Annotated in this window: 11 protein-coding genes; 3 read left to right on the forward strand and 8 right to left on the reverse strand. The window is 61.0% G+C overall.

Going from position 1 to position 11182, the window contains the following annotated elements; all coding sequences use genetic code 11:
• Positions 1-230: 230 nt before the first annotated feature.
• The 7 genes from BGIM_RS0137110 to BGIM_RS0137140 form a co-directional block, all read right to left on the reverse strand.
• Positions 231-1487: a pilus assembly protein TadG-related protein gene (locus tag BGIM_RS0137110; RefSeq protein ID WP_020474684.1), complete on the reverse strand. Its 1257-nt coding sequence runs from the start codon at positions 1485-1487 to the stop codon at positions 231-233.
• A gap of 12 nt (positions 1488-1499) precedes the next feature.
• Positions 1500-1988: a TadE/TadG family type IV pilus assembly protein gene (locus BGIM_RS0137115; RefSeq protein WP_020474685.1), complete on the reverse strand. Its 489-nt coding sequence runs from the start codon at positions 1986-1988 to the stop codon at positions 1500-1502.
• A gap of 18 nt (positions 1989-2006) precedes the next feature.
• A complete protein-coding gene (locus BGIM_RS58925; protein ID WP_020474686.1) occupies positions 2007-2429 on the reverse strand; it encodes a TadE/TadG family type IV pilus assembly protein in 423 nt (140 codons plus the stop codon).
• A gap of 17 nt (positions 2430-2446) precedes the next feature.
• A complete protein-coding gene (locus tag BGIM_RS54430) occupies positions 2447-3391 on the reverse strand; it encodes a type II secretion system F family protein (protein ID WP_020474687.1) in 945 nt (314 codons plus the stop codon).
• An 11-nt stretch (positions 3392-3402) separates the two neighbouring features.
• Entirely contained in the window at positions 3403-4389 is a 987-nt protein-coding gene (locus BGIM_RS54435; protein ID WP_020474688.1) for a type II secretion system F family protein, read from the reverse strand.
• Positions 4390-4409: 20 nt separating this feature from the next.
• The gene (locus BGIM_RS0137135) at positions 4410-5783 is read right to left on the reverse strand and encodes a CpaF family protein (protein WP_020474689.1); all 1374 of its coding nucleotides are present in this window, start codon (positions 5781-5783) and stop codon (positions 4410-4412) included.
• Between the two features lie 65 nt (positions 5784-5848).
• The gene (locus BGIM_RS0137140) at positions 5849-7030 is read right to left on the reverse strand and encodes an AAA family ATPase (RefSeq protein ID WP_020474690.1); all 1182 of its coding nucleotides are present in this window, start codon (positions 7028-7030) and stop codon (positions 5849-5851) included.
• 118 nt (positions 7031-7148) lie between these two features.
• Between BGIM_RS0137140 and BGIM_RS67500 the strand changes: the two genes are divergently transcribed.
• The 3 genes from BGIM_RS67500 (at position 7149) to BGIM_RS0137155 (ending at position 9643) form a co-directional block, all read left to right on the forward strand.
• A complete protein-coding gene (locus tag BGIM_RS67500; protein ID WP_020474691.1) occupies positions 7149-7796 on the forward strand; it encodes a hypothetical protein in 648 nt (215 codons plus the stop codon).
• 273 nt (positions 7797-8069) lie between these two features.
• On the forward strand, positions 8070-9272 hold the full coding sequence (locus BGIM_RS0137150; protein ID WP_157369716.1) for a hypothetical protein: 1203 nt from the start codon (positions 8070-8072) through the stop codon (positions 9270-9272).
• Complete coding sequence (locus BGIM_RS0137155) at positions 9224-9643, forward strand: hypothetical protein (RefSeq protein ID WP_157369717.1); 420 nt, start codon at positions 9224-9226, stop codon at positions 9641-9643. The genes BGIM_RS0137150 and BGIM_RS0137155 overlap by 49 nt, the downstream gene beginning before the upstream one ends.
• A gap of 173 nt (positions 9644-9816) precedes the next feature.
• Here BGIM_RS0137155 and BGIM_RS0137160 read toward each other — a convergent pair whose 3' ends face one another.
• Positions 9817-11121, reverse strand: coding sequence for a reverse transcriptase family protein (locus tag BGIM_RS0137160; protein ID WP_020474694.1), 1305 nt, complete (start codon positions 11119-11121; stop codon positions 9817-9819).
• Positions 11122-11182: the final 61 nt, after the last annotated feature.

The following is an 11182-nucleotide window of genomic DNA, read 5'->3' on the forward strand; positions in this document are numbered from 1 at the left end:
CACTGCGTCAGCGGTGGGGGTGGCTTCCAGTGAGTGCCACCCCCACCGCTGACGCAGTGGGGCTCTTGGGATCATTTGCAAATGTTGTTGCTTGATTTTGCACTAGAGAAGACGGACGGGGGTTCGGTCGCCGGAGAAGAGAACGATCCTTTGACTGATGACTCTGCGCTGTCGTGTCAAACGCCTTCCGTAACCGGATATGCCACTCAATAGTGCGCGGAGAACCAAAACTATTCAACAAGCCGGACATCGGGGACCAGCGGCGGATTCAGTCCCAAATCGATGTTCACGCTTCCAAGCCCGTCGACGGTCATCGAATCGACGACATACGCCCCTCCGAGAACATCCAATGCCGCCAGCAAACCTCCCGTCAGGCTCACCGGCGCCTTGGGGGCATAGATCGTCCCCGTGATGACCGTCACACCGGTTCCGGTGAAAGAAATGGCCGTGGTCTGGCTGCGATTCTGGAAGAAATTGATTCCCTGATACGTTCCCGACAGGGGGGCGGAAAGGATGAGCTTTCCCGTGACGGTGATCGGCCCGGCCGCGTAGGTTCCGGAGGTGTTGTAGATCATCACTTCCGAGCCGGTGACGGTCGCCAGACTGTCGACCCGGAAGCCGCCGCCGTTCATCACATACACGCCCGGATTCATGACGACCGTCGACAGGCCGGTGATTCGGATGCCCCCTTGATAAACGCCCGGTTGCAGCACGACGGGAAGGATCGTGTTGACGGTCAGCGGCGAGGAACTCCGGACGGTCATGCCGGAAGTTGATGGCACTGGCAGCAAGTACAGGGGATCGCTCACCGGAGTCGAACCCGTGCGAATGTTCGCCAGCATGATCGCGTTGCCGGGATTGACGTAGCCGCCGGTGATGTCCATCCGGGTGGCGACCACCGCCCCGAAACTCTGTTGCCGATAAGCGGCCGCGTCGGAGGAATTGATGATGATTGGCGCGTTCAGCACGGCCAGCGCCAGCGATTTGTTGAGGAACGCATCGGCCCCGGATGATCGGAGGAGAATAATCCCGAGTTTCATCGGATTGCCGGCCGCGACGCTGCGGGCGGTGGCCGGAAGCGTGCTTGAGGTGAAAATCTTTCCGAAACTAGCGTCCAGATTGCTCCGGATGCTCACCTCGACATAGCCCGCCTTGCCGACAAACGTCCCGGTCAACGGGGGAATGTTGACAGTGACCGCGCTCGCCGGGTAGCCGTTCGCCGCCGCGATCTGAATGGCCGCCGCTCGGGCGGTTCCGCCGATGTCCAACCCGTGATTGGTCTTGGTGTTTGAATACAAGTCTTTCGCGGCGGCCAAGGCGGCGGCATCGGCGGCGGCCTGCGCCCGGCGGCGTTCGTCCATCAAACGCCCGCCATCAAGGTTAATGGCCACCACGCCGACAATAACGGTCAGGCTCAGCAACAGCCACACGGCGATGGCCCCGCGGCGGGTTTGACCGGCGGCAACAGCGGAGCGGGTGATTAACATCAAAAACCCTTGTTAAAACGACATCGGAAATTCGCAGACACTCTTAAACGTCAGCGGGCCAAACATCACGGCGGGAGTCCAAAGGCACTGAACGGTCACGCGGACTTTGTTCGTCACATAATCCCCGGAAACCGTCGTCGATTTCACGGCCTTGGAGGAGGAATCCCAACTGGTGGCCGCCCCGGTCGCCCCGTTGACCCACTCGACCGTCAGCGTCAGATGCGACGGGTCCATGTTCGCGGCCAGCGGCAGGACCACTTGCTGAAGAATGTCATTCGCCGTGGGGGAGGCGAGGCTGGTTTCCCGTTGGTAATCCCCGCCCCGGACGCTGGCCCACCGGGCGGCCTCCCGAGACTGGCAGGCGACCTGTTCGTATTGAAAAATTCCCGTCCCGCCGACCACGATCACCAACAGCAACAGCAGAAACACCGGAATGACGATGGCGCCTTCGACGGTGATGGCGGCCGTTCGGTCGCCGGATCGAGTGTGTCGGAAAGTCATGGTCGGCCGCCTCTGGGATTACTGTCCGGGAACGGGCGCCTGGCTCATGGTGGCGCTGCGGGTGATGACCGTCGCGGAGGATAAAAACGGCATGATGCTGTTGAAGGTGTATGTCACCGTCACCGTCGCCGTTTTCCCCGTGCTGTCGATCACCACGGAGACATTGGCCGCCTGGACGGCCGGGGACAGGTTGGCCCCGCTGGCGCAAGCCGCGTTCGTGGCCGCCTGGGTGTTGTCAATCGACGAGGAAAACTGCGCCGTCCCCGACGCATAAATCGCCCCCGACTGGGCACATTCCTGAATCGTTTGGGTGATGTGATAAATCCTTGCGAAATCCACGGCGGCCGTGAACATCACCACCAAAAACGGCAGGACGAGGGCGAGTTCCACCGCCGCCGCCCCCGGCCGATGATTCGTCGTTCGTTGGTTGATTGATCGCATGATGTCTGCTTTTGGTTTCAGCGGGCGAACATGTTGGCGGTCTGGTAGGCGGCCGGTCCGAGGACGACGATGAAGATGGCCGGGAAGATGCACAACATCGTGGGCATCAGAATCTTCACGGCGGCCCGCTGGGCGGTTTCCTCCGCCTTTTGCTGGCATCGATGACGGGCCGATTCGGCATAGGTGCGCAGGGCTTTCGCAATCCCCGCGCCGCAGCGTTCCGATTGCACAATCGCCATGGCGAGTTCCCGGACGTCGAGGAGGCCGCAACGGTCGGCAAACTTTTGAAACGCCTCGCCGGGAGAAAGTCCCATCTGCATTTCCCGCTGGACGATGTTGATTTCCATCCCCAACAACGGATGAACGACATGGAGTTCGTCAGCCACCCGTTGCACGGCGGCGTTGATGCTGGTTCCCCCTTCGAGGCACAACACCAGCATGTCGAGGGCGTCGGGCACGGCAATGGTAAGCAATCGCTGGCGTTGCCTGGCCCGTTCGGAAACCCAGAGCATCGGAATGGCGAGGCCGAGAAGACCACCGCCCACTCCTCCCAGCGCGGCAAACTTGATGTTGCCGGGCTTGACGCAAAACACGGCCACTCCCCCGGCCAGGGTGAGGATGACGGCCATCATTAACATGGCGCCCAAGAAAAACTGGGGAGCGGTGGCCGAATAATATCCGGCCCGGAGCAATCCGCCCCGGAGACGTTGCATTCGCTCGTCACGGGCGGAGGCGGTTCGGGTTCCGAGCATGGAGACGGCGGTGACAAGCCGGCGAAGCAGCGGCACGGACGGCTTCACCACCGGATGATCGGTGTTTGATTCGCAAAGCTCACGGATGCGTTCGCTTGTCCGGTCGCGGTCGTTGGGATTTTTTCTTCCCATGTGCCAGTTAATCACAAGAACGACCAGGGACGTCGCAAAAAATGTGATCGTGGCGGTCAACATCGGGTTCGAGAACATCACCTGTCTCCTCAGCCGTCAAAGCGGACAATTTTGCGAATCCACAACAAGCCAATGCAAACCAAGGCCCCGGTCGCCAGCAGCAGCGACGGCCGGTCGAGCAACATCTGGGCATAACGACGGTTGGCCAGATACAACGCGACGAACATCAACGCGGGCAGAACCGCGAGCGTGATGCCCTGAAGACGCCCCTCGGCCGTCAGCGTGCGAACTTGCTGCCGCAATCGCAACCGGGTCCGAATGAGCGCGGCCAGACGATCCAGAACCTCGGACAAATTGCCGCCCGTTTGTTGCTGGAGAAGCATGGCCATCGAGAAAATCCGCAATTCCATCACACCGGAGCGATGCCCGAGTTCCCGGATCACCACTTCGGCCGAAAGCCCCAGTTCTTGTTGATGCCGGGCGTTTGCAAATTCACCGGCCAGCGGATTGTCGAACGATTCCGCGACGGCCCCGAACGCCTGCGGAACCGACTGGCCCGCCCGGATGATGCGGGCCATCAGTTCAAAGGCGGCGGGGAGTTGATTGAGCAACCGTTCCCGGCGTTGCCGTTGTTTGAATTGCACGAACGCCCACGGAATAATCAGGCCCGCAAGGACGCCGGCCGCGACGCCGGGCCACTGAAACGCCCACCCGCCCGCCGAGGCAAGACCGGCGGCCATGACGACTCCCGCCAGAAGAAATTGGACCGCCCCAAAGGAGAGGTTCGCGTCCTCAAGCTGATGGTTGATGACGGTGATCAATCCCGGCCGGGGTTTGGCGACCACCGGGCCGTTCCCGGCTCTCAAAAGAGCGTATTCCTCGGCCGGACCCATGTTGTAAACGTCGAATTCGTTGAACAACGGGGTCGTCGAGGCGGTGGCCCCGTCGGCGCCGAAGGCTTCGGCGAGCCGCCGCCGGACGGTCTGGCGGTCCCGTTGCATCAACCGGGGGACACCCCAGCCGGCCGCCAGGAAGCCGAGCGTCGCCAGAAAAAAAACAAGGATGGAGAACCACATCGCGGACCTTCCGGGATCGATTAACGGGGAGTCGGGTGCAAGACCCGGCGTTGGAACAATTCCGGCGGCAGGCCGACGCCCAGCGCGGCGAGGCGTTCGGTGCAATTCGGCCGCGTGCCGGTCGCGTGAAACTGCCCGACGGCCCGGCGGCGTTCGTCCAGCCCCGTTTGCTTGAAGACGAACAAATCCTGCATGAGGTAGTTTTCACCCTCGACGCCGGTCACTTCGGAAACCTTGATGATCTTTCGCTCGCCCCCGAGGAGTCGGCTCACTTGAACCACCAAATGAATCGCCGAGGAGATCTGCCGGCGAATCACCCAGGTGGGCAGGTCGAATCCGGCCATCCCCACCATGATTTCCAGCCGGCCAAGGGCTTCCCGCGTGTCGTTGGCGTGGACGGTGGTCAGGCTTCCCTCGTGGCCGGTGTTCATTGCCTGAAGCATGTCCAGCGCCTCGGCGCCGCGACATTCGCCGATCAGAATGCGGTCGGGCCGCATCCGCAACGCATTCTTCACGAGGCTGCGGGTGGAAATTTCCCCCGCGCCTTCCGCATTGCTCGGGCGGGATTCCAGTCGGCCGACGTGCCGTTGTTGAAGTTTCAACTCGGCCGCGTCTTCGATGGTGATGATCCGCTCGTCCTCGGGGATGAACGCCGAGAGGACGTTGAGCAGGGTGGTTTTGCCGCTGCCCGTTCCTCCGGAAACGAGAATGTTCAGGCGGGCCTTCACGGCGGCAGAAAAGAACTCCAACATCTCCGCGGGCATCGACCCGTTTCTGACAAGGTCGGCGGCCTGAATCGGCTTCGCGGAGAACCGGCGAATCGAGACGAGCGCCCCGTCGATGGCCGCCGGGGGAATGATCGCATTGAGACGGCTGCCATCGGGCAACCGGCTGTCCACCATCGGGCTGGTCTCGTCCACCCGCCGGCCGGCCTGGCTGACGATGCGTTGCACGACTTGCCGAAGATGGGCCTCGTCGCTGAACGTGACGTTCGTGAGTTCCAGTTTTCCGTGGCGCTCGGCATAGACGGTTCGCGGGCCATTGATCAGGATGTCCGTCACCGTGGGATCGCTCATCAACGGCTCAAGCGGCCCCAGGCCGAATGTTTCGTCAAGCACTTCGTTGACCAGCCGCTCCCGCTCCTGCTTGTTGAGCAGGTTGGCGCTTCGCTGGCAAAGCTCGTCGGCGACCCGGCGAACCTCGTTTTTAAGCTGATCCCGGCTCAACGTGACCATCGCGGTCAGATCCATGCTCATCACCAGCCGGTGGTGAAGCTGGGATTTGAACTTCCGCAATTCCTCCCCGGCCTGCGGATCGACGGCCGGGACGACCGTTGGTTCCGGCGGCTGGGCGGCGCCCTGTGTGAGCGGGTATATTCCGTGTATCCGTGACATAAAACCACTTTTTCATCGGGCGATGATGGAAGAGAAATCCGCGAGTCTTCACCGATCAATTGCGATTATCCGGCGGCTGGCTCCCGCTTCGGGGCGGGCTTGAAGAACAAGGCCCCGAACCTTGCCAGGAAGCTTTCCTGAATAGTCTCGCCCTCGGCGATTCCGCCGCCGATGAGCTTCGAGCAAGCCTGCACAAACCGGGACGTGGGGAATTTGATCGCGGCCGGCGAACCCGTGTTGATGGCGGAGTTGATGCTCGCCGGGTCATACGGGATGATTCCCGCGAAGGTTCCCCCCAGCACCTTCTCGGCCTCGGCAACGGGCAACTCGCCCGGCTGTCCTTGCAGGCTGGCGACGAAATTGATGTCGCTTCGCCGCACGCCCAGGCTTCCAAGATGGTCGAGAAGCCGGCGGGCATTCCGAAGCGAGGTGAAGTCAAGCCGGCACACCAGATAAACACAGTCGGCGACTCGCAGGGTTTCCGTTTGCTCCGCCAGCAGCCCGTCCCCCAGATCAACGATCGTTTCCGGGAACAGGGATCGCGTCAGGGTGAGCGCCGCGACCATGCCGCCCGGCGTCAGGTTCGGAACGTCGGCGAATTGCGAAGGGGCCGCGAGCAAATGCACTCCCGAGGCGTGCCGGATCAGCATCTTCTCGATCATGCCCCGGTCCAGCCGCCCTTCGTTCAGACACGCATCGGCGAGACTGAACGAGGGCTTGAGATCAAGCATCGTGGCCAGATCGCCCCGCAGCGCGTCGCCGTCCACGAGGCCGCAACGGCCCCGCGAGCGGGCCAGCAGGACGGCCAGATTGACGGCCAGCGTGCTTCCGCCGCTTCCGCCATTGGCCGTGATGACCGCGAGGACTCGCCCCACCGGCGTGGCCGAGTCGGGGAACATCCGGGTGATCGCGGGCAGAAATTCGCTCTCGATATCGTGGTCGTCGATGTAGAGGTCGGCGCCGTCTTGAAGGATCTTCAGAATCAGCTTCGAGTCCGAAACCGGGCCGACGACCATCACTTTGGCGGACGTGTTTTTGGCCAATCCCCGGACAAACTCATGCCCCCCGGCGACGTCGATCCCCAGCGAAACCACAATCAACCCCGAATGAGAAGGCAACTGGCGCTGCCGGGCGTCGGCATAGGAAACCACCTCGGGCGATTCAAATTCGTTGAAGGATCGCAGCATCCGGCGGATGCGGTCAAGAGACGCATCTTTGGGAGACGACGATACAAGCAGCGTCCGCATGAAACATTATCCATTGAAGAAGAAACCACAGGCCGCAAAGCCTGTCGCCAAATCCGCCGGGGCATCAATGCCAGCCAGGCATCCGTCAATCACAAGCACTTTGCTTCGCCCGAACTGAATGCCCGACCCTGTTTTTGTGTCAAATGACGGCCAAACAACGGGCTGGCAATTTTTGGGCTTGGAAACTCATCCGGACCAAGTTCATCAGTTCATTTCGGACAGTATCACGGCATTGGGTTTCGAGTCATCCGCAACGATATTTGAAAATAAGTCAACTGCGTTGTCCGTGCCGTTGCTCCGGCGATCAGTTATTAAAATCGTGTCCAAATCCTTATGGCCGCACAAGAATTCTCTTCAGACCTGCCCGGAAGTTTGGCAAACTTTGATGCGGAAGCATGATTCATATTGGGACGCTGGTCTGAATCTGCTCCCACACGTTACATGCAATGGCGAAAAATTCTCTTGCGATCAAAAGTCTCAAACGAATCTAGATTTCCCCGGAGCAATGAGGCTACAGGGCTTGGGATTTCACGATTTGGAAACAGGTCAAAATCCGACTCAAAAGTGGCCTGAAAACACCACAAAACATCCCTCCGGCGACCATTTTTGGACAGTTGGACACCCACCTCACTGGTCAAAAACAGCGGGCAAACTGAACACCTTTTTTCAAAACCCTCGGCAAATCGACATCTCGCCTGATGATTTTGGAGTAATCCGGCCCCTTTTGACGGCGTTTCTCATGGCCCAAAATCATTGGCGAACTTGATTCCAACACGATTGAAAAGGGCCAGATGGCTCAAATAGTGATTTGGCCCAAAACGTGTGAGCCGCTTTTCATCGAAGAAATGGGTTCAACCGAGAAAATAAGTCGATCTGATATTGCCGCAGGATCTGCCGCCGTCCGTTTATCAGCTTGTGGTGGCCAACACGATTCTGGACGTGTACGGGAACACCCTGCTGGCCAGTTCGCCGGCCACCAAAACATTCCCCAGGACAAGTGCTGGCCGAGATCCAGACGCACATTGACCATTCGCGATTCATGACGACGCAGACGGCCCAAATGCTGCGGAAGTCCGTGGTCGCCGTCGCGGGACGCAAGGCCCAGGAACAGCAAGGCGGGGACAGCCAGGAAGACCTCGACCGCAAATACCTTCATGCCTTTTTCGGGAAGGACTTCATCGACGAACTCAAGACGATGGATTCCGAGGTGGAAATCACCGCCCTGACCGCCAGGCTTGCCAACGCGCGAAAATCCAACCAGATCGATCTGGTGTCGGTGGTGAAGGATTACAAGCAACTCCGCGATCTTGTCTCGGCGGGGCTGGTCGAGAACTCTCCGCTGGCCGACGTGGCCCGGCTCCTGTTCGGGGCCGTCGATCAGGAAGTGGAGTCTTTTGCCAAGGCCGGCTCTGATTTTGAGGCCGCCAGAAACCGGGCTTCCAAGGCCCGCACGCCGCTGGATTACAAACGCTTCCTCGACATTCAGGTGGACGAGACGGAAGACAAATACATCGAGCAACTGGAGGGAACCCGTTCCCATTGCGCGAACATCGACAACTATATCAAGCGAATCTCGACGGCCCTCGACGACGACTTTAACCGGCAGTTTTACAACCCGGCGTTCCGGTCCGTCCGGTGCGCCAGCCGGTCATGGGATGTCAACGTCGCCCAGGTTGAAACCACCACGGTGCTGACAAACAACCGCCAGCTCGGCAAAGTGGACCCGGCCGCGACGTTTGAGTTTGACCTGCCCAAGCGGGAAATTTTCATCACCGAGGCCATGAAGGGCGCCAAGGCGGCGATGGATGACTACGGCGCCTTGCTGAATGATCCGACGTTCCTGGCCCTCGTGAAGATGCGCAGCGGCCAGCCGGTCTCCTCCCTGGTGGGGGGCACGCTTGGCGACGCCTCGGTTCGCAGCGTCCTTCCGGGCCTGCCGACCACGACGGATGAAATGATCATGGCCCAGCAGGCGCCGGGTCGGCGGGAACTGGGCTCGCAACTGGAGAACCTGATCCCCGATCCGAGCGTGTACAAATTCGAGACCGGCACCGGTTACGAGATTCGCCCGGTCATCAGCCCGGATGGCCAGTCGGTTGTCTTTAATTTCAACTACATGTACAGCACGAAGATCCGCGAGCCTGTGCGGGCCGACGCCGGGTGGACCGGCACTTCGTCAACACGGACGTGCAATTGGGCAATTACGAACTGCGGGAAATCAGCAAATACTCCGTGGGGCTGAAGGTCTCCCGGACCAGCCAGGGCGTGCAGGTCCTCCAGGACATTCCCGGCATCGGAACCCTTTTCCGGCCGGCGGCGAGCCAGGAGTCTTCCCTGCGGCAGAACATTATCCTCGGGCAATCGACCATTTTTCCGACGATGTTCGACCTGACGGGCCTTCGTTATGCCCCGGCCATTGGCGGCATCGACCCGCTTCGTGATCGCGTGGCCGAGTTTGTCTATCGCAATCGCTCACTGCAACTGAAGAATCATATCGGGGACATCGGGGCCACGGCCGTGGACGACGCGCTGAACATCCGTCCGGGGGAACGTCTCCCCGCCCTGTACCGTCCGCAGACATGGTGGAGTCGAGCACGATCATCAACGCCCTGAAGATCCCGGCGACAAAGGTGGCCGACGACGTCCACGAGGCGGTCCCTGCTCTTCAGCCTGACGCCCGCCGGTTCGTCCCCAGAGAGCCGGGCCTCTCGGTGAAATCACCCGCCGACTGAAATCCACGCCGAACGATCAGGCGGGTTCGACCAAGAGCGAGACTTGGCCCCGCCTCACGATTCGCCCGCGGCAAACCGGCGCAGGGCCGTCAGCAGTTCCTTTCCTCGCTTCGCGTCGGTCATATAGACGTAGGCGGCCATGCCCATCAGTCGCGGCAGGGTTTCCCCTTCCTTGAGAGGTTTGCCCTTCTCCAAGTTGTGGATCGCCGCCCGGAGTTCTCGCCGCACCTTGCGGGGCGTGCGAGGCGTGCCGTCGCCGTTGACCACGAGGCCCGTCACGCTTTGATTGCCGCCTTTGCGATGAACGCGGGTCTTCTCATCCTTCACCTCGAAGCCCTCGGCCGTCACGACTCGTTTCACGCAGCCAAGGAGCTTGCCGAGTTGCGGTTTGCCGGCGTGATCGGCCGGCAGGCTGAATGTCATGTCGTCCGCGTAGCGGGAGTATCGCCAGCCGAGCTTGGCCGCCAGCGCCGTCAAGCGCCGGTCGAGCCGCAGGCAGAGGGCGTTCGTCAGCGAAGGGCTGGTCGGCGCGCCTTGCGGCAGGCAGCGGGCGCCGAGCGAGACGTAATACGTCTTGCCGTCGTGTTGCACGATCTCGCGAGGGGCTTCGGTGCAAATCAGCGCGAGCAGTGTCGCAATCTGTTCACGATAGCCCGCCCGCCGGAAGACGCCGCGAACCCGCCGCCAGGTGACGGTCGGGAAGAAGTCGGTCACGTCCATCTTGAGGAGGATCTTCGCGTTTGTGTGAACGGCCGCGTTCGACAGCGTGGACCGGCCGACGAGGAAACCCTGAGCGGAGCCGTGGACAGGCAGGCGTTCGACGATGTTATGCAGAATCCACCTTTGGGCGGCCTTCAGCTTCGGCAGCGGCGCCCAGATTGGCCTCGGCTTGCCGTCGCGTTTCGGGATCGTGAATCGCACGTAGTGCAGCTTTGTCGCCGCGTCGCGGTGGTGACACATTCCCCGCAGTTGCGGGATCGTCAGTCCCAACGCCTCGGCCAGTTGCTTCGGTGAATCGAGGGCCGGCAACTCATTCTCGGCTGCCCGCTCCTCGCTGTTCGGCGTATCCCACTTATCCGGCTTCGACTCGTCGCTCCAGTAGACGCCATCGCCCAGATGGACGATGTGAGCCGTCTTGTACGCGGCCCACGCCTCCTTCTTGAGCTTCTTCCGCTCGGCCGCCTCTTGCTTGAGGGCCTTCTTGTACTGATCCTTCTCGCGGTCACTCATGGCGTCCGTGTCTCGCCGCTCGACGAGGAACCCGCGTTCCTTGAGTTGTCCGTCGATGTATGCCCGCACGCCCCCGGCTTGAAGGATGCTCTGCCAGAGGGCAATCGGATCAGTCGTTGTCGTTGCCATGTATGAGTCCAGATGGATTCACCGCAGAGGGCACGTGAGGGCACATGAGAAAAACAGAAGA

Origin of the sequence: Zavarzinella formosa DSM 19928 (genome assembly GCF_000255705.1) — a bacterium.
Lineage (GTDB): Bacteria > Planctomycetota > Planctomycetia > Gemmatales > Gemmataceae > Zavarzinella > Zavarzinella formosa.

Bases quoted from the DNA above. Each gene is read 5' to 3' on its own strand.
- BGIM_RS0137140 (WP_020474690.1), bottom strand. From the start codon at position 7,030: ATGCGGACGCTGCTTGTATCGTCGTCTCCCAAAGATGCGTCTCTTGAC.
- BGIM_RS0137160 (WP_020474694.1), bottom strand. From the start codon at position 11,121: ATGGCAACGACAACGACTGATCCGATTGCCCTCTGGCAGAGCATCCTT.
- BGIM_RS54430 (WP_020474687.1), bottom strand. From the start codon at position 3,391: ATGTTCTCGAACCCGATGTTGACCGCCACGATCACATTTTTTGCGACG.
- BGIM_RS67500 (WP_020474691.1), top strand. From the start codon at position 7,149: ATGCCCGACCCTGTTTTTGTGTCAAATGACGGCCAAACAACGGGCTGG.
- BGIM_RS0137150 (WP_157369716.1), top strand. From the start codon at position 8,070: ATGACGACGCAGACGGCCCAAATGCTGCGGAAGTCCGTGGTCGCCGTC.
- BGIM_RS58925 (WP_020474686.1), bottom strand. From the start codon at position 2,429: ATGCGATCAATCAACCAACGAACGACGAATCATCGGCCGGGGGCGGCG.
- BGIM_RS0137115 (WP_020474685.1), bottom strand. From the start codon at position 1,988: ATGACTTTCCGACACACTCGATCCGGCGACCGAACGGCCGCCATCACC.
- BGIM_RS0137135 (WP_020474689.1), bottom strand. From the start codon at position 5,783: ATGTCACGGATACACGGAATATACCCGCTCACACAGGGCGCCGCCCAG.
- BGIM_RS54435 (WP_020474688.1), bottom strand. From the start codon at position 4,389: ATGTGGTTCTCCATCCTTGTTTTTTTTCTGGCGACGCTCGGCTTCCTG.
- BGIM_RS0137110 (WP_020474684.1), bottom strand. From the start codon at position 1,487: ATGTTAATCACCCGCTCCGCTGTTGCCGCCGGTCAAACCCGCCGCGGG.